Source organism: Microbacterium sp. UBA837, from assembly GCF_002296025.1.
Classification (GTDB): domain Bacteria; phylum Actinomycetota; class Actinomycetes; order Actinomycetales; family Microbacteriaceae; genus Microbacterium.
Genome location: NZ_DBHD01000038.1, coordinates 6,887 through 27,447, shown reverse-complemented (window position 1 = coordinate 27,447; position 20,561 = coordinate 6,887). Strand labels below are relative to the sequence as shown.

The window sequence follows — 20,561 nt, the reverse complement described above, 5'->3', positions numbered from 1 at the left end:
TCGTGGTCATCGACAACGCCTCGTCCGACGACACCAGCGAGGTCGTGGAATCCTTCCGCGACCGTCTTGGCACCGACCTGGTCTACCGCCGACTCGAAACCAATACCGGTGGGTCCGGAGGATTCAGCGCTGGGATGCAGACAGCGTATGAACTGGGATCCGAGTGGATCTGGCTCATGGATGACGACGTCGAAGTCATCCCCGACGGACTGGCGAAGATGGGCCGGTGGGCGGGGCGTTTCCGCTCAATCCAGGGACGCCGCTACGACTACGACGGCAGCGAGTTCTACTGGCAGTACCGCATCGCGGAGCGAATGGGGATCCCCATTCCCTTCGCGCCCGCTGAGTTCGATGAATCCGGGTTCAAAGAGATGAACTCCGGATGCTTCGAGGGCATGTTCATTCACCGAGATATCGTCCGTCAGATCGGGCTTCCAGATCCACGGTTCTTCATCTATTGGGACGACCAGGTCTACGGATGGCTCGCATCTCGGATCACGACATCCGTCATCGTGAACGAGTTCGTGCTGCGTCGCACCCGCGAGATCAAGCAGTGGGACATGGGCGTTCGCCACATGAATGCGTCGAGCGATGCCTACCGCTACTACATCATGCGCAACCGTGCATTGATCAAGCAGTACTACCGAGCGAACGACTTCTACCGCCCGCTTCCGTTCGCTGTAGGCACGGCGCTCACCTTCGCCAAGGAACTCATCCGACTCGTTGTCGTGGAGCGGACCTTCCGCGGGACGAGCAACCTGTTCCGCGGCCTCCGCGACGGCCGAGCGACCAGTCGGGACCGCGCGTGGATGCCGATGCCCGCGTTGGCACCCACTGTCACCTAACCCGGCCGCGAGTGAGCGCCATGCCTCAGGCCAGAATGTTGTTCCACATCGACAGTGCAGACCCGATGGCCATGTGCATGTCGAGGTACTGGTATGTCCCGAGCCGTCCACCGAAGTGGACCCCCGCTTCGCCCTTCTGCAGTTCCCGATAGGACAATAGTCCCGACCGATCTTCGGTGGTGTTGACCGGGTAGTAGGGTTCGTCGTCACGGGTGGCGAACCGCGAGTACTCCCGCATGATGACCGTTTGGTCGGCAGGGTGGCGGTCGGCGCGCTCGGGGTGGAAGTGCTTGAACTCGTGGATGCGCGTATGCGGGACGTCCGCGTCGGCGTAGTTCATGACCGGGGTGCCCTGGAAATCGGCTACGTCGAGGACCTCTTCCTCGAAGTCGAGGGTTCGCCACGACAGTTCACCAGCCGCGAAGTCGAAGTACCGGTCGATGGGACCGGTGTACACGATGGGAATCTGCCCGACGGTGGCCGACCTGTTCAGAGGCTGTGTCTCATCGAAGAAGTCGGTATCGAGCTTCACCTCGATGTTCGGGTGGTCGGCCATCCGCTCGATCCAGGCGGTGTAGCCGTCCACCGGGAGTCCCTCCCAGGTGTCGTTGAAGTAGCGGTTGTCGTACGTGTAGCGCACCGGCAGCCGGCTGATGACCTCGGCGGGCAACTCGGTCGGATCGGTTTGCCACTGCTTTGCGGTGTAGTCGCGAATAAATGCCTCGTACAGTGGCCTGCCGATCAGGCCGATGGCGCGCTCTTCGAGGTTACGGGCTGTCTTCGGGTCGAACTCGCCAGCCTGGTCGGTGATCAGGGCCCGCGCCTGAGCCGGAGAGTACGCGGCGCCGAAGAACTGGTTTATCGTGCCCAGGTTGATCGGCAGGGGATATACGACTCCGCCGTGATTCGTGTATACGCGGTGCACGTAGGGCGTGAATGCTGTGAATCGATTGACGTACTCCCACACCGTCGCGTTCGAGGTGTGGAACAGGTGGGCGCCGTACCGGTGGACCTCGATCCCGGTGGATGCTTCGGCCTCGCTGTAAGCGTTGCCGCCGACATGCGATCGGCGATCGATCACCGTCACCTTGCGGCCAGCGCTCGCGGCGCGCTCCGCGATCGTGAGACCGAAGAACCCCGAGCCTACAACGAGAAGGTCCATGGTGGATCAGGCTTTCGATCGGGGAGCCGCACAGCGGCGGCTCAGTGCGTGGTCAACCCCGGCAGTCTACCGGCGGCGTGCTGCGGAGCCCTTCAGCGGCTGCGCAGGGTCGGAACTGCCGTATCTACTACCATGATGCGTTGACCGAATGAAGGGGCGATCAGGCACATGATCGAGAGCTGGTCGACTGCGATCGCGCCGTTCACCGTGGCGGTACTTGCGCTGATCATGCCCGGGGCGGTCATCGTCGCCGCTGGCTGGGGAATCCGAAACGCGAGGACGCTGCTGCTCGTACCCGCGATCTCGGTGGCCGTCATCGGCGCGGCTGCCGTCCTCGCGCCCTTGGTCGGTGTGGGGTGGTCGTTTCTCCCCGTGCTCGCGTTCACGGTCCTTATCGGGGCTATCGCATACGGTCTGCGGCGGCTCGCCCGCGGATTCGTGAGCCCCACCGACGCCCCAAAGCTCCTATGGTGGGCTGGCGGCGCAGTCGCGAGTGCCTTCGTCGTGATCTCAGCACAGCTGGTGTGGGCCTTTGCAGATCCCGCCAATATTGCGCAGCGGTTCGACGCGATCGTTCACCTCAACAGCGTGCGATACGCGGTTGAAACAGCCAACGCGTCAGCATTCAACATTGGCGCCACCTCTGACATCACGTTCTACCCCAATGCCTGGCATGCAATCGCCTCTCTGGTGTCGGTCGCGACCGATGCGACCGTGCCCATCGCGGTCAACGTGACGAACATCGCCGTATCGGCATTGCTCTGGCCTGCGTCAGTAACCGGGTTGGCTCTTGCCCTCGCCGGAAACCGCGCGGCGGTGGCCCTGTCTGCCGCGGTGTTGTCCACGGGGTTCGGCGCTTTCCCCGCCCTGTTCTTCAACTGGGGAGTCCTGTACCCCAATGCGACCGGATACGCGGTGGCACCCGCGGTCATCGCCGTCGCGATACGGCTCGGACGAGATCCCCGCGCTCTAATCCTGCGTGACGTGGCACTGCTCCTGCTTCTCGCTGGCGGCGCATTTCTCGCGCATCCCAACGCGCTGCTTGTCGCCTACGCGCTTTCCACTCCCCTGGTGCTGATCCAGCTGCTGCAGCACGCCCTCCAAACGCGCACGCTTCGCACATCTGCGCTAACTGGCGCGGGCGCAGCCGCGCTGCTCGCTTTTGGGCTCGTCCTGTGGGTCGCTGGACGGACATCCGCGGAGCATTCCGGCTGGGACAGATGGCAATCCGCTGCTCAGGCACTCGGCGAAGGACTTCTCGTTGCGCCGCGGGGTTTCGCGCCAGCCTTCGTAGCTGCGGTGCTTGTGGGCGCCGCGGTGGTTGCGATCGTTCGGCGTCCATCATTGTTCGTCGTCGCCGTGCCGTTCGCGGTCACCGTGTTCCTCTTCGTTATTGCATCGGGTACGCCCCGCGAGTTCTTCCTCCGGGAAGCGCTCACCAATCCCTGGTACAACGACGCCAATCGTCTGGCTGCCATGCTCCCCCTGGGGATGATCCCGCTCGCAGCACTCGGAGGCGCGCACCTTTCTGATTACGTCCGTCTCCTGATGCGTTCGTGGTCCTGGAATCGGAGCGCGCAAGGCGTGACCATCGTCGCGATGGTCATCGTCTTCGTTGTGTCGGTGACCGCTGCCGGCAATGTGCGCGGCGCGCTCGCACAGGTCAAGGAGGCCTACTCCTCGACTCCAGACTCTCTCCTTCTGAGCCCGGATGAGCGCGCGCTGCTCGAGCGCCTCGGCACCGAGGTACCCGAGGATGCCTTGATCGCGGGCAGCCCCCGCACCGGAACCTCCCTCGCTCTCGCGATCTCGGGGCGCGACGTCACCGAAATGCACGTGTTCGGCACGCGGAGCGATGACGAACTTTTCCTTGATGCCCACCTCCGTGATATCGACCAAGATCCGCGCGTGTGCCAGAGCATCCGGTCGCTGGGAGTCGACTACGTGCTTGACTTCGGCGATCGCGACATTCTCGATAGCGCCGAAGGCACGAAGGCATACGCCGGCATCCAGAATCTGAATCCCGGCGAACACCTCGAACTCGTCGATTCGCAGGGCGACGCACGGCTGTTCCAGGTCGTGGGTTGTTGAGCATGACCCGACGCGATATCGCCATCGTCTTCGACTGTCTCTACCCGCTCACCAAGGGTGGCGGGGAGCGCCAATACGACGCGTTCGCCCGTGACCTCGTCAAGCGCGGCGAGCAGGTCGAGTACCTCACGGCGCGCCAGTGGGAGGATGCGTCACCACAGGCCCCGTACCGCGTCGAGGCGATCACCGGTCGGCTTCGTCTGTACGACGACGCAGGCGTGCGACGTAGCGCCGCGGCACTGCGATTTGCCACTGGCGTATTCGGGGCGCTCCGGCGCCGACGGCGCAGCACCCGCGCTGTCATCGTCAGCGGCCTACCGGTACTCAACGTCTTCGCAGCGCGCCTTGCCCTCGTACGCTCGCGCAACCCGCTCATCGTGGACTATCTGGAGGTGTGGGGCCGATCGCAGTGGATGGAATACACGGGTCGGGTGATGGGCAGCGTCGCGTGGCTGCTGCAACGGCTCGCGATCGCGGCTACCCCAATCGCGACGTGCCACTCGCGACTGAGCGCCGAGCGCCTCCGTAGTGAGGGCTTCCGTGGCATCCTGCTGGTGAGCCCCGGTCTCATCGACGGCGCCGCAGCCGCCACGCCGCTGAGGCCAGCAGTAAAGCCTCCATTCGTGCTTTACGCGGGACGCCACATTGCCGACAAACGCGTCGAGTCTCTCCCCGCGGCGGTCGCGGCAGCCCGAACGGCAGTTCCCGACCTCGAACTCGTGATCCTCGGCGAGGGCGCCACGACGGAACAGGTCCGCGCAGAGGTCGCCCGCGTCGGTGGCACCGCGTGGACACGGATGCCCGGCTTTATCGAGCAGGAAGAACTCAACGATCTCATGGCAACAGCCGCATGCTTGACCAACCCCTCCCGCCGCGAAGGGTACGGACTGGTCGTCGTCGAGGCGGCGGCCCACGGTACGCCTGTCGTGCTTGTCGCCGACGAAGGAAACGCCGCGACAGAACTCGTGGATGACGGCGTCAACGGCTACGTTGCCGCATCGGACGACGCCGCCGATGTGGCAACGGCGATCGTGGCGTGCGTGCGCGGCGGGGATCGACTGCGAGACTCGACCTACCAGTGGTACCAGGATGCGGTGCAGACCCGGACGATCTCCCAGACGATGGATGCCATCGTGGCGGCGATCGACGGATACCCCACCCCAGGCCACCCGAACAAAGGACACCTCCCGTGACCGCGACGAACGACGCAGCCGAACTCGAGCTGACGATCCTCATGCCGTGCCTCAACGAGGCCGAAACGCTCGAAGTCTGCATCCGCAAGGCACAGGGCTTTCTCGAGCGGTCGGGCATCGACGGCGAGGTACTCATCTCTGACAACGGCAGCACCGACGGCTCCCAAGAGATTGCGCAGCGCCTGGGCGCCCGTGTGTCCCACGCCCCTCTGCGGGGATATGGTGCCGCGCTCATCAACGGAATCGAGAACGCCCGCGGTCGTTACATCATCATGGGCGACGCCGACGACAGCTACGACTTCGAGAACCTCCAGCCGTTCGTCGACCGGCTCCGGGGCGGCGCCGACCTCGTGATGGGCAACCGATTCCGTGGCGGAATAGCTCCCGGAGCAATGCCCCCGTTGCACAAGTACCTGGGCAATCCGGTGCTCTCGGGAATCGGCGAGCTCTTCTTCCGCCCAAACATCGGCGACTTCCACTGCGGGCTGCGCGGATTCAACCGCGAAAGCATCCGGGATCTCGATCTGCAGACGACCGGTATGGAATTCGCCTCGGAAATGGTCGTCAAGTCGACCCTCACACGCCCCAAGTACCGTATCGAGGAAGTGCCGACGACGTTGAAGAAGGACGGCCGCTCGCGTCCCCCCCACCTGCGGAGCTGGCACGACGGATGGCGTCACCTGCGGTTCCTGCTGATCTTCGCACCGCGGTGGCTGTTCGTCTATCCGGGGCTCATCGCGTTCATTCTCGGAGGGCTCGTCGTCGGCGTCCTGTCCTTCGGTGGCGTACAGATCGGCTCCATCGGGTTCGACGTCACGACCATGGTCTACGCCAGTGCGCTGTGCGTGATCGGATACCAATCCCTGCTGTTCTTCTGGCTCACCAAGTTGTTTGCGACCGAAGGAGGTTTTCTGCCTTCGAGCGACCGGTATCGCAGAGTCGTCGCCAACTGGAGCGCCGAACGCGGACTGCTGCTCGGTCTGCTTCTCTTCCTCATCGGTATCGCGATCGGCATCGGTCAGGTCATTTGGTGGAGCAGCCTCGGATTCGGCCCCCTCGCGGCGACCGACGTCGTCAGAGTCGCGATCCCGTCAGCGCTGGGGATCATGCTCGGTTTCCAGACGATCCTCATGAGCTTCTTCTCCGGGGTCCTCACGACACCGCGTCGAAGCGTGCCGGATGACGCTGTCATCGAGAGCTGACCATTGTCCCAGCGGATCCTCGTCGACCTTCTCGGATTCACCGGAGCCCGAGGGGGCACCGAGACGTATGCACGAGAGCTCCTGCCGCGCCTGACTGCCATACTGCCCGAGGTGCAGTTCGCAGCGATCACAGGTCGCGCGGGCGCGGAGCGCGTTGCGGAGTTCTTCCCCGGTCGCATCCATCGGGTGAATGGGGTCGGAGCCGACCCCGCCAGCTGGGCCGCGGGAGCCGTGCTTGCAACGAACGCAATCGCCCGGCGAAACACGGCGGACCTCGTCTGGGCTCCGGCGAACTTCGGGCCGATCCGCCACGGCGTTCCGCGTGTCGTCACGGTCCACGATGCGATCTACGACGAAGTGCCGGGAGGCCTGCGAGACAGAGCGCAGCGCACAGCAACGGCCTGGCTGATGGGCCGATCAGCGCGGACCGCGGACGCCGTCATCACCGTCTCACACGCCGCCGCCACAAGCATTCGTGAGCACCTGGGGATCCCGAGCGAGAGGATCCACGTCGTACACAACGGCGCTGCTCCCCCACGGCCGGTGGCAGACCCCTGGGATGTCCTCGCACCGCTGAACATCCCGCCAGGGCGGCCCCTCGTCCTATCGACGGGAAACCGGATGCCGCACAAGAATTTCCCGGGGCTGCTGAGGGCGCTCTCGCAGATTCCAGCGCCGGATCGCCCCCTCACCGTGATAACTGGCGGCGGCTCACCCGATCCGTTGTCAGCCGATGTTCTGACCCTCGGCCTGCACGGCGATGTGATCCTGCCCGGATGGGTCACACCCGAGCAATTGGAAGCACTGTTCCAGGTGGCCACGTTGTACGTCTGCCCCTCGCTCGCCGAGGGATTCGGGCTGCCCGTCCTCGACGCGCTCGTGCGGTCGGTGGGTGTGGTGGCGAACGACATTCCAGTGCTGCGTGAAGTCGGTGGTGACGCGGTCAACTACGTCGACGCAACCAACCCGTCCCTCTTGGCCGCGGAGATTCAACGCTCACTCGGTGGGGCGGGAGCGGCTGGAGGCAGCCCCGAGAGTGCGCAGCGGGTCGGGCAGTTCACATGGGACAGGAGTGCCGCGGCAACCGCGGGTGTCCTCCGAAGCGCGATTGACAATAGGCGATTGACGTGAGCGCCGGGATCCGGCCTTCTTCCCCGTCGTCGCCGCCGCCACTGTGGCGGAGACTGGCGGGATTCACGCTCATCCCCGTAATCGCGGCAGTCTCTCCCCTCCTCGTCCTGCCGTTCGTCGCACAGAACGCCGACCCTGCGGGCTGGTCTAGCGCTCTCGCGGGAGAGGTCGTGGGAACGTTCGCCGCGATCTTCGTCGGCTACGGCTGGACCACGATCGGACCCGCGCTCATCGCATCAGCACCGAGCGACGCCGTGCGAGGGCGGCTTTATCGAGAAGCGCTTGTCGTTCGGGCCGCCACGACCGCATTCGCTCTGCCGGCGATGGCACTTGTCATTTGGCTCATTGCCACGCCCGGTTACGAGCTGCTCGCCATCCTGATGGGCGCCCAGGGCGCCCTCATCGCGATCTCCTACCAGTGGTTCACGATTGGTCTCGGCAGGCCGGGGGCCATCGCCTACTACGACGCGATACCCCGCCTGCTCGCGGCGATATTCGCGGCCGCAGTGATCGGCACCGGAGGACCGCTCGAGGTGTATCCGCTGAGCGGAATCGCGGTCACCGTTGTCGGCACCTCGCTCTACACCGCGCGCGTCCTTCCCCGCTACCCCGCACCGTGGCCACGATGGCGGGATGCACCGCGACTCGTGCGGTCCGGTGCACCCGTCACCGTTACGGATGCCGCGCTCGGGGTCTACGCCGCCGTTCCGACCCCGCTAGCAACCGTTATGTACCCGGGGGCTCCCGCGGCAGGATTCGCCACCGCCGACAAACTGATGAAGCTGGGGCAGTTCATTCCTCTCACGCTGGCCAACTCGCTACAGAGCTGGACCTCCGAGGTGGCCGGGCACGAGCGCTCCCGACGTATCAAGCGCGCCCTGCTCGCCCACGGCGGACTCGGCGTTGTGGGTGCCGTGGTGTTCATCGCGGTTGCGCCCTTCGTCAGCGAGGTCTGGTTTGACTCAGCGGTTAACGGCGAAGTCGTCGTTCCTCTTGGCATAGCGTTCGCCCTGTACTCGGTACGGACCTCGATGTCGCGCCATGCCCTTTTCCCTGAAGGCCGAGTCCGTCTTGTGATGACCGCGACCGTGATCGGAACCGCCGTGGGCGTCCCGGCGATGGTGGTCCTCGGCGTCCCGTTCGGGACCACGGGGATCGCGATCGGATACGCGCTCACGGAGGCTGTGACGACAGCGCTCATGATCCGAGAAACACGACGCGTAGTCACGGCGATCAGCGAGAGGCGGCCCCCTGTATGACCGCGGCGTCTCGCCCGTCACCCATCCTCCTGGTCGTGTCGACCCTGGGGCGGTTGTCCTCGCTCACCACACTCATGAATGCCGTCGTGCCACAACTCGACGAAGGAGACGAACTGGTCATCGTCGCGCAGGGCGAATTCGAGGCGGTCTATGACCTCGTGCGCTCCCACGAAACACAAACAGTGGGTACCCTCACCTTCACAACCTCCGAACGAGGAGCCTCTCGAGGACGAAACGCTGGCGTACGTAACCGACGAGCGCCTGCCACTGACCCCCTGGTCATGTTCCCGAATGACACGTCATGGTTCGCTGAGGGGTCACTTGAGGCCATCCGTCGGACGGCCTCAGTTCATGACCTCGCCGGGGTGCCCGTACTCGTCGAGGGCGCTCCTCGTTTCGTTCTCCCACACCCGGGCACGCCCTTGGACGCGCGGAACGTGTGGAGCGTTATCGAAATGGGGCTGGTGATCCGCCTGTCGCTCCTCGAGGCTGTCGGCGGCTTCGACGAGGCCATCGGGACTGGGGCGGACTCCCCCTGGCAGGCGGGAGAAGGCACTGACCTCATCCTTCGGGTTCTGAAGCAAAATCCAACCCTCGCGGATGAGATGGTGTGGGCGACCCACCCGCTGGCCTACGTGGGAGGTGTTGGGGAACGAACAGGCCTGAGCCGCTCGGAACGGCGGTGGAAGTTGCGGGCGTATGGGCGCGGTGTGGGGCGTGTTTACCGCGTGCACCCGTTCCCGATCTGGCAGCGCTTGGGCTTCGTCGCTGCCGGCCTCCTCATTGGCTTCCGTCGCCGCGCAGAGTACGGGGTTATGGACGGCGGCCCAGCCTTTCTCGGGAGACTAGAGGGGCTCATTGGTCGCACGTTAGGTGGTCGACACCCGGACGCGGCAGTGGCTCGCTAGCCAAGCCCAAGGCACTTCAGGGCAGAACGTGATCGTGACCATCGAACGGTGGGGTCCGTATCATTGACATCGTCAGGTCGCCGCCGCCGCCCGGCGGTCAGGTCCTATCGGGCGCTCTGGCAGCAGCGCGGCGTTTTCCCCGACGTGCAGGCTCTGTGAAACGATGACGGCGATGACTTCTTTCCCACCGAGGTTCACAGCACTCGATCAGACGCCGCGCGTATCCGTTGTGGTCCGAACGCGGGACCGCCCCCGCTACCTGAGGAGAGCGTTAAAGTCGATCACCGCTCAGACGATGGCACGGTGGGAGTGCATTATCGTCAACGATGGAGGCGACCCCACAGAAATCAATGAATTGGTCTCCTCGCTCCATACAGAGTTGAAAGATCGCGTCGTGGTCATTCACCATGCCGAGTCTCGCGGACGTTGGAAGAGCGCAAACGCCGGCGTCCTGGTGTCCCGCGCCGAATACCTCGTCCTTCATGATGACGATGACGCATGGGATCCGAAGTTTCTCGCGAGTGCGTGTACATACCTCGACGAGAATCCCGGCAGAGACGGCGTTGTATCCCGGACCGAAATCCGCTGGGAACGGCGAATCGGGGATGCGTTCGAGACGGTGCAGTCGGAGATCTTCCAGCCTCAACTTCAGGACCTGCTTCTGAGCGATGCGCTCTTGTTCAACCGCTACGTGCCGATCGGATTTGTGTACCGACGAAGACTGCACGAAGAGCTCGGACTGTACGACGAAAGCCTCCCCGTCGTAGGCGACTGGGCCTTCAACCTTCGGGTTCTCCAGCGTGGCCCTGTTGAGTTCCTCGGTGAGGAGCCCCTGGCGTTCTGGCATCAGCGCGCCGATTCCGACGGGCCGGAGGGCAACAGCGTCATCGGCAGTCGTGATACTCATGCTCGCTACGACGCTCTCATCCGAGATTCAGCGCTGCGCGAATATGTCAACGAGAACGGTCTCGGGCTAGCGCTCTACCTCACGAAGTTCATCGACAGTCGGCTCGTCGACGTCGAGAACGGTGTTCGGGCGGAGGTGGCCAATGCGCCGCTGTGGCGAGTGGTGAGATCGAAGCTGCGCAGACTGAGTGCGCATCTGAGACGGTAGTCCAGGGCCACCACAGCAGCACCCCGGTATGATTTGGGGCGCTCAACACCGACAGGACATCCACCGCATGACGACCGCCTCGATGGCCTCTCCGTCCGCATCGCGAAGGCCCGAAGCGCAGCCGCGACTAGCTCACGCGCGCACGGACATCCAGGCTCTACGAGCGTTCGCGGTCTCGGCTGTGGTGCTTTACCATGTTTGGCCCGGCGCCCTTCGGGGCGGCTATATCGGCGTGGACATCTTCTTCGTCATCTCCGGCTTTCTCATTACCTCGCAGCTGCTGAAGCGTCGCGAATCGGGGCGCATCGGGCTCGGCTCGTTTTGGACGGCGCGCGCACGCAGGCTCCTTCCCGCGAGCCTCACCGTCCTCGCTGCGAGCGCCGTGCTGACTCTCATGTTCGCTCCGGCGGTCGTCCAGTCGCAGTACCTACGCTCAATCCTCGGCAGCACGTTTTACATCGAGAACTGGGTGCTCGCGGCCGACGCGGTTGACTACCTGGGGCAGGACAATGCTCCGCCGATAACCCAGCACTACTGGTCACTGTCGGTCGAAGAGCAGTTCTACCTTCTGTGGCCGCTCATCCTGTTGGCCGCTGCGGTCGGCGCCGCGGGATTCGTCGCCGCACGCCGACGAACTCTCATCTGGATCGCGGTGATCGCCGTCGCGTCATTCGCACTGTCGGTCTATCTGACGACGACGTCTCCCGCGTATGGCTACTTCGCCACGTTCAGCCGGATGTGGGAGTTCGGCCTCGGTGCCCTCGTCGCCCTTCTCCCCGGCTTCGCACTGCCCGCGGTACCGCGGGCGGTTATGTGGGTGATGGGGTGGGCCGCCATGGCACTCCCGCTCCTCGCGTTCGGGCCCGACACCTCGTTCCCCGGGCCGTGGGCTCTGCTGCCGACCGCCGGTGCGGCCACCGTGATCGCGATCGGATCGACCGCACCCGCACGTCTCCTGGATGCCGCGCAGAGCAGCCGCCCCGTCCAGTGGGTGGGCGACCAGTCCTACAGCATCTATCTCTGGCACTGGCCGCTCATCATTATCGCGCCCGCGATTCTCGGCCGCGCCACCAACCTGCCGGAGAACGTCGCGATAATCGCGCTCACGGTCACCCTCGCGGCTGCAACCAAACGGTGGATCGAGGATCCCCTTCGCTTTGGCACGCCCAAACGGTGGAGACCGCACACAGTCGGACTCGTCTCGCTAATGGCGATGCTCCTCGTCGCGGCTCTGGCGATCGTGCCGCAGATCGTGTCGACGCAGGCCAGCGCAGAGCGGGAGGAACAGATCTCTGGCGAACTCACCGACTCGGCCGCATGTCGGGGTGCCAGCGTACTGCTATCGGCGGAGTGCGCAGCTCGGCAGGCAGACGCCGTCGCCGCGGAAGAAGTGGTACCAGCGCTCAGCGCACTATACGAAGACACCGGCGGTGCGTTCGCCTGCTATACAGCAGAACCGACAGACACACTAGTCACCTGCACATTCGGTTCCGATTCCGACGATGCCACGCGGATTGCGCTGACCGGCGACTCGCATGCCGCGATGCTCATTCCAGGGCTGCGCGAGATCGCCGACGAGCGAAACTGGCAGATCGACACATTCGTCGGGCGTGGGTGCGTATGGCTGATCTCAGATGTCAAAGACGAATGCACCGCTCGACGAACGGTCATCGATGAACGTCTGACAAGCGGTGACTACGATGCCGTGCTCGTGACAGCACGCAACGCCGACAGCTACTCGGACTCCACCCGCTCGTCTCTCGCGCAAGGGTACGCGCAGGCATGGGCGGGTGCCCTCAGCGTCGGGACTCAGGTCATCGCCCTTACCGATAACCCGCTGGTCCCGCAGGCGTCTGCGGACTGCCTCGCGACAGCGACAGAGTTCACACTTGAGACATGCGCGTTCGCCTTCGACCAGGATCTCGTGGCATCCGACCCCCTGCGCGCGGCGGCGGCAGCTGCCGGCGTACCCACTGTGGACATGATCGGCGCGTATTGCGCCGACGCCTCCTGCCCCATGGTGATGGGCGGTGTCGTCGTCTACCGGGATCTGCACCACATCACCGCGACGTTCAGCCGCACGCTGGCACCCTATCTCGCGCAACGGGTCGACGAGACGCTGACGTCGCCGAGAACCTAGGATGTCATGGTGAAGTCCCGTCACAAAGTCCTCGTCTTCCCGTCGTGGCGAGACAACCCCTACCTGAACATTCTGAGCCTCGCCCCGCGCACGGCAGGGTATGAGTTCATAGGCGCGACCCGCATCGATAGCCTTTTCGGTCAGGCTGAACGGCTGCACGCGGGTGATGTTCTGCACATCCACTGGACGTCACCGCTAGTACAAGATTCTCCCGACCACGCGACAGCGATCGCCCGCATCTCTAAGCTTGAGAAGCGCATCCCTGAACTCCTAGCAGCAGGAATACGCATCGTGTGGACCATTCACAATCGGCTGCCTCACGAACTCAAGTATGAGGAAGAGGAGTTCCGTCTGTACCGGTTGCTCTCAACAAGCGCCAGCGTCGTACACATCATGAATCCGAGCACCGCCGACGTGCTCGACGAGGTCTGCACAATCGCGTCGGAGAAGATTCGGGTGATCCCTCACCCGAGCTACCAGGGAATCTATCCCGCGAGCCCGCATCCGACATCGGCTCGAGCCGCATTCGACCTCGGCGCGGACGACATCGCGGTCCTGTTCCTCGGCCAGATCCGTCCCTACAAGGGGATCGACGTGCTAGTCGACGCGGTGACCCGGGCCACCGATGCCGAGGCTGACGCCCGTGTCATACTCCTCATGGCCGGCACAACGAAAGAGACCCCGCCGGAGGAGATCCAGGCGCTGATCCCGGACCGCGTGGAGTCTCGCCTCCACCTTGAATTCGTCGACGACGCGGATGTGCCGCAGTGGTTTGCCGCAGCCGATCTCGCTGTCCTCCCCTACCGCGCCATCTTGAATTCCGGAAGCGCCCACCTCGCCGCAACGTTCGGTGTTCCGGTGGTCCTTCCTGACGAACCTCACCTACGAGCGCAGTTCAGGGAGGACAGATGGGTTCGTTTCTTCGACACAGACAACGCCGCAGTCGACATCGCACGGCTGATTTCCGATCGCGCCTACCTCGGGTCCTTGACGAAAGATGACTTCGCCGAGTTCAATGCCCGGTTGTCCCCGTGGCACATATCAAACCAGTACCTCGACGTTCTCGAGGGGCTCACGCAGAACCACACGACGGTGTGACGCCGGGACGAACACTCAATGTCGCGCGCTCAGCGTCGCCCAGTTCGAACGCGCTCCACAATGAGCGCGGCACCGTTCCGCAGCCACCATGCAGCGCGGCCGAAGCGCTTATGCGGGACACCGTAAAGGCGCGCCTCGGCCGCGCGCAGAGGTCGTGGCACATAGCCAGCAATCGCGGCTCCGATGTCTCGAGCGTGCGCGCGAAGAGTCTTGCCCGAGTGATTTTCACCCGTATCGACGTGATATACCGCTCCGCGGAAAGGCAGCTCGCGTATTTCCCACCCACGCTCCTGGAGCCAGGCGACGGCATTTCGATGGGCTCCCATGATCGCCGTCAGGGTTTCGCCGTAGGCGTCGAGAACATCGGACTGTGAGGCTGTGCGTTCAAGATCCTCCGGCACGCCATACGCTTCGATCGGCAGGATCATCGAGGTGCCGCAGGTCCGATTGAAGCGCGAAATCGGCATCGCCTCGCCGGTCGCGCTCGAGTACATCCATCCACTTTCGAACACCCAACCCACCTTGTCGGGGCTGCGGGTCGCGAACGCGGCGAGCGATCGATGGACGAAATCATCGGCATCGAAGATCATGACTTTCGACGCCCCCCGCCGTCGCGCCTCGACGAGTCCGATCCCAATCTTGGTGCCTTTGTCTCGAACGAATGCATCACGCCCCGCGTGAGGCCCGTTACTCCGCGCGGGAGGAGGAAAATCGACCGGCACGAACACGGTATTCCTCGGCAAGTTCTTCGCCGGCCGACGATTTCCAACGACGATCGAGATCCAGTCCTCGCTGTCTTGGGCGGCGACGGATGCCAAGGTCTGGTGGAGAAGGAGTTCCACGCGGTCGTAGTCAGCCGAGTTGTCGGGGTGTCGCAAGGAGGTGACGAACGCGATCACTGGGCGGTCACCTCTCGCAAGAGGCGGCTCGCCTCATCGAGGTTGCTGGCGAAGTGTGCAGTCGAGAACTCTCCGCTGTACTCGTTGAACACAGGTGCTACCTTGCCGTAGGTCTGATCCAGGACGACATGCGGCACGCCAAGCAAGATGGCAAGGACGTGCGCGTGGAGCCGATCGACGACCGCTGCGCGTGCGCCCGCATAAAGCGATCTCGCACTGCGAAGGTTCGATCCTGAAATGAGCCGCAGCGCAGGCCCCATCAGCGCCTGTCCAGCGCCTCCCCCGTGGCGTCGGTCGCGCGCGAAATGACCGAACCTCATTGCTCCCCGACCCAGGCGGCCGGTAATCCTCGATGATCCTCTGGGGTTCCAATCCTCTATATCAACCGCGAACCGGGAATAAGACCACATGTCACCCGCTGCTCGCAGTCCTGAGGCCGATTCCCGATCAGCTCGCGCAATCACAAGCACTCGGTCGCGCGCGCCAGTGGTCGCCAGGGGCCGAGGCTCCCAGCCGAACGCCGCGTCCTCACAGTAGGTGAACCTCACGTCAGGCATGAGCGCTTCCGCCCGTGCAAGGGAATTTCGATCCCTCACCATGACTTGGTAGTCGGGATGATCGCGAAGCGTGTCGTTCGTGGTCCGAGCCCTCTCGTGCGAATGGTAGAAGATCGACTGCGGCAACACGATGATCGGATAGTCGCGCACCGCGCGCGCAACACGCTCGCGGTGGAGTTGATGGCCCGCCCACACATCGCCGAAGTTCCCACCTCCGTGCATGAGAACGACGCCCTGCGGCATCCGACGGCGCATGTACTCGGGATCAAATCCCTCAATGTCAGAGATGTACCTCACTCGTACGCCGAGCGAATCAAGGTATGCGAGCTCACCGGCAAAGATCAGTGAATCACCGGCATTTCGCTGATTCGGCGCGTCGAGGATCGCCGCGTCCTTCGCGCCGCGCAGCGCACTCGACCATCGCGCGCGGGTTCGCGCACGCAGCTGTTCGAGGGCGCCCCTGTCGGCCGCGGTGATCATCGGCGAAACGCCTGACGCCCGATCGTACGCACCCGCGATCGAAGAATGATTGCGCCGCGCTTCACGGCGCGAATCGTCCAATGCCGCCGCCTGTCGATGATGAGGGATCCGCGCACTTCCCGATAAAGGAACGCATCCATCGCGAAGTACTCCGGCAACGATCCTCGGAGTTTGGCCGCGGCCGCGGAAGCCGTCGTGGGTTCGAACAGTACCGGCGTCACCGGCCGCCCCAGCGGCAGGTCGGCCGCATCGAAGACGGCGTGCCACTGGTAGTGTTCCCCCGCCACCGCCCACTCGACGCTGCGCGGATTCACCCACGGGCTACCTTTGCTGGCGCCGTCGTACATCATGACTGTGACGCCGACGCCGAGCATGCTCGACCCGGTCAACGTGAGTTCGTTCCCGCCATTCACACTCGTGATCACCGGTGACGCGCGCTCCGCAAGCGAGTCACTCATTGTGGTTTCGGCCGCAGAGACTAGACCCGCGAATGCACGGCCGAAGAACTTTTCGCAGCGTTCACGGAGCGCCCTAACGCTTTGTGACGTTCCGACTTCGACGGAGAGACTGAGGAGGTCAACCTCTACGGCCTCCGCGAGGAGCCGTGACTCATAATCGTTGATGAGATCGGGATGACGGATGAGCGCATCGACCAGCGCCGACCAGCGGTCAGCGATTTCATCGCCACTCGTGGCATTGACCTTCGCCGCCAGTCGGGAGGAGGCACGTGCAGCAGCCATCTCCGCACGCCCCGCGAGGAACAAGGTCAGCTTCTTGAGCGGATCGATTCTTGCTGGAGGGGGAGCCACCGCAGCAAGGAGATCGCAGATCGCCCGCGAGACGACGGCGTCGTCTGCCATCGGCTGCGTCCACGCCGCGAGGTACTTACTGACATGGACGAATCCATCGCGATCGAAGACCAGCGTGGTAAAGATGTCGTTCAAGCGGTCATCGTGAGCCGCCACGAGGAGCTGAGCACACTCAACCTCCTGGCGGAGATAGCTCAAAGTCGAGCTCCCACTCGGCGACCGAGAGGTCATCGACGAAGTCCCGGGGCGTTCCCGGTAGAGGTAAACGACATCGCTCACAACATCAATACGTCTCGCGAGCAGGTACGCCTCGGTCATCGGCACGATGTCGTTAGATCGAGGAACATCCGGAAACCGGATGTGCCGACTCTCCCAGAATCCGCGGGAGAACATCTTGTTCCAGCAGGGTCTGCTCAACACGAGCGACGGGCTATCGGTGAGCGTGGTCTCGCTGGGCGCCTCACGATAGGCGGCCATGCTGGAGGTCGGATGCCACGTGTCGGTAGGCGAAAACTTCAGGTAGTCGCCAATGGCCATGTCCGAGCCGGTTCTCTCCAAGGAGTCCAACATGGCGCGGTACGCACCGCGCGGGACAAGGTCGTCACCATCACAGAACACGAGATACTTTCCCCGTGCGTGGTCCACTCCAATGTTGCGAGCAGAACCTCCGCCTCGGGTCGCAGACTCGATCAGCGTGACTCGACTATCGGAATCGGCGAAGGCGCGTACTCGGTCAACGGTGTCATCGGCTGAGTGATCGTCCACGACAATGACTTCGAGGCCCTCGATGTCCTGAGCCAACACGGACTCAAGTGTCTCGGCGACCCAGGCGCCGACGTTGTGCGTCGGGATCACGACAGACACGAGCGTTCCGGGCTTCGAAACGCGCGTGCGCATGTGGCGAAGATCCACGCCCAACGCACCGGCGTCCTCCCGGGTTATCCCTTGTTGAGGTGTACCCGCGCGGACAATCTGCTGCAGCCGAGTGAACGAGGCCGTGAAAGCGGGATCCATGTCACGACCTACCGCCTCCATCGCCGTGTCAATCTCACGCAACGCCTCGTGATGGCGCATTACGATTCCTCCGCCAATCGGCGCCACTGAGTCGTCTCTTTCGCGTGTTCCCGTCCATAGGTCTGACGGGAATGCTCCCCGCAACGCGGCGGCGTCGAACTCAGCCAGCGGCATCGGCCCCAGGTCTAGCGCGTCATCGAGATCGCGCGCCATCCGCACGTTTCCCCGGCCCACGCCAAGGAAGTAGTCGACGTACTTGAAGGGGTGCTCGTGCCGGGAAAGCATCCCCCGGCACGGAACTCCGAACGCATCCGCAATGATGATCGCGTGCAAGGAACTCGCAACGACGAAGTCGGCCCGAAGGATCTGATCGATCACCTCGAACGGGTCGGCACGGGGATCGACGACCATCTCGCTCGGGGCGATGTCAGCCATGTCGTTTAAGTTTGGGACGACGATAATTCCCGACGGAGACGTCGCTCGCGAAAGATGTGGAAACAGTGATGGCAACAGCATCGCTGGATCCCCGAACTTTCGCGAGACATCGTGGCCTCGTGCGAGGAGAGCCGCTCGCGTCAGCGGACCTCGCACTGACCGAATGTCCAGTTGCGCGGGAATGAGCTGCCGGAAGACCTTGCCGTTCACGCCGGCCCCCCACACGACATCGCCCCGCTCGGCATAATGCATGACGCTGCCGACCGAGATCAGACGCCGAGACTCCCGGCGAGCCGCACGGTCATCAAGACCGAGCGAGCGCAACATCTCACGAACGATGAGGGGTCCGAGCTCATCACCGAAGTTCTGCGTGCGCGCATCGGATGAGGGTCGCCACCGGTAGCAAGTGACTCCGTTTACATCGACCTCTTGCTGCGTGTAGCCCGGATCATGGCTCATTTTCGCATCCTCACGTAGCCAGCCGCGCGACCGCATCGTCAATCGGACCGTCGAAGATCTTCTTGCCCCTCTTGATCACGATGCCCCGCTGGCAAAGTTCGCTGATCGTCTTGGTGTCGTGACTGACCACGAGCATGGTTACACCCCGCGCTGTGAGCTCACGAATCTTGGCGTAACACTTCGCCCGGAACGGAGCGTCTCCGACCGACAGGACCTCATCAACGAGAAGAATGTCCGCGTCCGCGTGGATCGCCACTGAAAACGCCAGCCTCATGAACATGCCAGACGAGTAGTGCTTCACTTCCTGATCAATGAACTCCCTGATCTCGGAGAAGTCCACGATGGCGTCGAAGCGCTCGTCAATCTGTTTGCGATCCATCCCGAGGATCGCCGCATTCAGATAGACATTCTCACGCCCCGAGAGATCCGGGTGGAATCCGGCTCCCACTTCGATCAAACCGGCAACACGGCCTCGCGTGAGCACGCGGCCTTCGTCCGGTTCTAACACCCCTGAGATGAGCTTGAGCGTGGTGGACTTCCCGGATCCGTTCAGGCCCATCACTGCGATTGCCTCGCCCGCCCCTACCTGAAAGGACACCCCATCGAGTGCATTGAAAGTGTCAGCGCGCACCTTCTTGCCCTTCACCCAGCCGACGAACGCCTCCTTGAAGGAATGAGAGTTGCGACGCAGGAATCGCTTGGATACCCCGTCCACCACTATGCAAGGGTCATCGGCGGTCGCGAGAATCTGGTCGCTCATCACAGGTCCTGTGCAAACGTTCGTTCGAAGTGGCGGAAGACAATCTGTCCGATCACCATCGACGCCAAGGCGAGGATTGCGGCAACCAGGATGATCAGACCGAAATGTGGGGGCGCTGCCGACGGTTCCGCCACGGTCCCGTCCCAGAACCCGATGTGGAATAACTCCACTGCAACCGTTACCGGGTTACTCATGTAGGCGTAGAAGGCCCCCGGTACCCCATTCAGAGCGTCTGCCACCAAGATCCATGTGTAGAGCACCGGAGAAGTCCACGTTGCGAACATCTTGATGAGATCCACGAAATTCTGTGCGTCACGGAACCTCACATTCAGACCGCTGAAGAAGAGGCCAAGCCCCAGCGCGAACACGACGACGAGAACGAGCGCAAGCAATACACCGCCCAGTGCCAGCAGCGACGGAGCCCAGCCGACTAGCACACACACAAGCAGCAGAATCGCGAGCTGCGGCAGAAAGTGGATGAAGGCGACAACAACGGCGGCGACCGGGAATAGTTCACGCGGAAGGTAGATCTTCTTGACCAACGCACGGTTGTCGACGATCGAGTTCGTTGCGTTCCCGAACGCCTCCGTAAAGAGGTTGACCACCACCACCCCGGAGAAGAGGTAGATGGCGAAGTTCGGAACATCGCGATGGAACTGCAGGATCACCCCCATGACGAAGTAATAGATGAGGAACTGGGCCGCAGGCTTCACATACGACCACACCCAGCCGAGGACGGAATTCCTGTACCGTGTCGCGGTCCCCTTGCGCACAAGCAGCCGCAAGAGGTAGCTCCAACGGAAGATGTCGAGTATTCCTCGACCCCGACCAGGCACATCGAACTTCGAGAGATCGATCGGCGTTCCGAGGCTCACGTTCACCACTCTCTTACTATGGGCAAAAGTGCCCCGTAGAGCTTACTTCACCGACTTCTCCGCGAGATCCCACGGCGCTCAGCCATTCAAGGCCGCGTCGTCTGTGCCGCCGAGGACCGTGACCGTCTCA

16 protein-coding genes are annotated in these 20,561 nt (G+C 63.4%); 10 read left to right on the top strand and 6 right to left on the bottom strand.

Going from position 1 to position 20,561, the window contains the following annotated elements:
• Positions 1 to 845: glycosyltransferase (locus tag B3587_RS03040; RefSeq protein ID WP_292726462.1), on the top strand; the 845-nt coding region annotated here is incomplete at its 5' end.
• Positions 846 to 870: 25 nt separating this feature from the next.
• On the opposite strand, the gene glf is transcribed toward B3587_RS03040, so the two are convergent.
• Entirely contained in the window at positions 871 to 2,007 is a 1,137-nt protein-coding gene (glf, locus tag B3587_RS03035) for a UDP-galactopyranose mutase (RefSeq protein WP_292726461.1), read from the bottom strand.
• Positions 2,008 to 2,175: 168 nt separating this feature from the next.
• Between glf and B3587_RS03030 the strand changes: the two genes are divergently transcribed.
• The 9 genes from B3587_RS03030 to B3587_RS02990 all read left to right on the top strand — a co-directional run bounded on the left by B3587_RS03030 (position 2,176) and on the right by B3587_RS02990 (position 14,143).
• Positions 2,176 to 4,098: a DUF6541 family protein gene (locus B3587_RS03030; RefSeq protein ID WP_292726459.1), complete on the top strand. Its 1,923-nt coding sequence runs from the start codon at positions 2,176 to 2,178 to the stop codon at positions 4,096 to 4,098.
• 2 nt (positions 4,099 to 4,100) lie between these two features.
• Complete coding sequence (locus B3587_RS03025; protein ID WP_292726457.1) at positions 4,101 to 5,291, top strand: glycosyltransferase family 4 protein; 1,191 nt, start codon at positions 4,101 to 4,103, stop codon at positions 5,289 to 5,291.
• Complete coding sequence (locus B3587_RS03020) at positions 5,288 to 6,493, top strand: glycosyltransferase family 2 protein (protein ID WP_292726455.1); 1,206 nt, start codon at positions 5,288 to 5,290, stop codon at positions 6,491 to 6,493. The genes B3587_RS03025 and B3587_RS03020 overlap by 4 nt, the downstream gene beginning before the upstream one ends.
• A gap of 3 nt (positions 6,494 to 6,496) precedes the next feature.
• Complete coding sequence (locus B3587_RS03015; protein WP_292726453.1) at positions 6,497 to 7,624, top strand: glycosyltransferase family 4 protein; 1,128 nt, start codon at positions 6,497 to 6,499, stop codon at positions 7,622 to 7,624.
• Positions 7,621 to 8,883 (top strand): lipopolysaccharide biosynthesis protein, encoded by a 1,263-nt coding sequence (locus B3587_RS03010; RefSeq protein WP_292726451.1) that lies wholly within the window; start codon positions 7,621 to 7,623, stop codon positions 8,881 to 8,883. The genes B3587_RS03015 and B3587_RS03010 overlap by 4 nt, the downstream gene beginning before the upstream one ends.
• 35 nt (positions 8,884 to 8,918) lie before the next feature.
• Complete coding sequence (locus B3587_RS03005; RefSeq protein WP_292726450.1) at positions 8,919 to 9,791, top strand: glycosyltransferase family 2 protein; 873 nt, start codon at positions 8,919 to 8,921, stop codon at positions 9,789 to 9,791.
• Positions 9,792 to 9,954: 163 nt separating this feature from the next.
• A complete protein-coding gene (locus B3587_RS03000; protein WP_348681675.1) occupies positions 9,955 to 10,905 on the top strand; it encodes a glycosyltransferase family A protein in 951 nt (316 codons plus the stop codon).
• 28 nt (positions 10,906 to 10,933) lie between these two features.
• Positions 10,934 to 13,045: an acyltransferase family protein gene (locus tag B3587_RS02995; RefSeq protein WP_348681673.1), complete on the top strand. Its 2,112-nt coding sequence runs from the start codon at positions 10,934 to 10,936 to the stop codon at positions 13,043 to 13,045.
• A gap of 6 nt (positions 13,046 to 13,051) precedes the next feature.
• Positions 13,052 to 14,143, top strand: coding sequence for a glycosyltransferase (locus tag B3587_RS02990; protein ID WP_292726444.1), 1,092 nt, complete (start codon positions 13,052 to 13,054; stop codon positions 14,141 to 14,143).
• A 29-nt stretch (positions 14,144 to 14,172) separates the two neighbouring features.
• Here B3587_RS02990 and B3587_RS02985 read toward each other — a convergent pair whose 3' ends face one another.
• From B3587_RS02985 to B3587_RS02965, 5 genes are read right to left on the bottom strand one after another with little or no spacing between them, the layout of a single operon-like run.
• Complete coding sequence (locus tag B3587_RS02985) at positions 14,173 to 15,042, bottom strand: hypothetical protein (protein WP_292726442.1); 870 nt, start codon at positions 15,040 to 15,042, stop codon at positions 14,173 to 14,175.
• On the bottom strand, positions 15,039 to 16,079 hold the full coding sequence (locus tag B3587_RS02980; RefSeq protein WP_292726440.1) for a polysaccharide pyruvyl transferase family protein: 1,041 nt from the start codon (positions 16,077 to 16,079) through the stop codon (positions 15,039 to 15,041). The genes B3587_RS02985 and B3587_RS02980 overlap by 4 nt, the downstream gene beginning before the upstream one ends.
• Entirely contained in the window at positions 16,076 to 18,796 is a 2,721-nt protein-coding gene (locus tag B3587_RS02975) for a glycosyltransferase (protein WP_292726438.1), read from the bottom strand. Before B3587_RS02975 ends, B3587_RS02980 begins: the two co-directional genes overlap by 4 nt.
• Positions 18,797 to 18,806: 10 nt before the next feature.
• A complete protein-coding gene (locus tag B3587_RS02970) occupies positions 18,807 to 19,556 on the bottom strand; it encodes an ABC transporter ATP-binding protein (RefSeq protein WP_292726436.1) in 750 nt (249 codons plus the stop codon).
• Positions 19,556 to 20,431, bottom strand: coding sequence for an ABC transporter permease (locus B3587_RS02965; RefSeq protein WP_292726434.1), 876 nt, complete (start codon positions 20,429 to 20,431; stop codon positions 19,556 to 19,558). Before B3587_RS02965 ends, B3587_RS02970 begins: the two co-directional genes overlap by 1 nt.
• Between the last annotated feature and the right edge of the window lie 130 nt (positions 20,432 to 20,561).

Excerpts from the sequence above, each read along its gene's own strand:
- B3587_RS02970 (WP_292726436.1), bottom strand. The coding sequence starts at position 19,556 with ATGAGCGACCAGATTCTCGCGACCGCCGATGACCCTTGCATAGTGGTG.
- B3587_RS02990 (WP_292726444.1), top strand. The coding sequence starts at position 13,052 with ATGGTGAAGTCCCGTCACAAAGTCCTCGTCTTCCCGTCGTGGCGAGAC.
- B3587_RS02975 (WP_292726438.1), bottom strand. The coding sequence starts at position 18,796 with ATGAGCCATGATCCGGGCTACACGCAGCAAGAGGTCGATGTAAACGGA.
- B3587_RS03025 (WP_292726457.1), top strand. The coding sequence starts at position 4,101 with ATGACCCGACGCGATATCGCCATCGTCTTCGACTGTCTCTACCCGCTC.
- B3587_RS02995 (WP_348681673.1), top strand. The coding sequence starts at position 10,934 with ATGATTTGGGGCGCTCAACACCGACAGGACATCCACCGCATGACGACC.
- B3587_RS03000 (WP_348681675.1), top strand. The coding sequence starts at position 9,955 with ATGACGGCGATGACTTCTTTCCCACCGAGGTTCACAGCACTCGATCAG.
- B3587_RS02980 (WP_292726440.1), bottom strand. The coding sequence starts at position 16,079 with ATGATCACCGCGGCCGACAGGGGCGCCCTCGAACAGCTGCGTGCGCGA.
- B3587_RS03030 (WP_292726459.1), top strand. The coding sequence starts at position 2,176 with ATGATCGAGAGCTGGTCGACTGCGATCGCGCCGTTCACCGTGGCGGTA.
- glf (WP_292726461.1), bottom strand. The coding sequence starts at position 2,007 with ATGGACCTTCTCGTTGTAGGCTCGGGGTTCTTCGGTCTCACGATCGCG.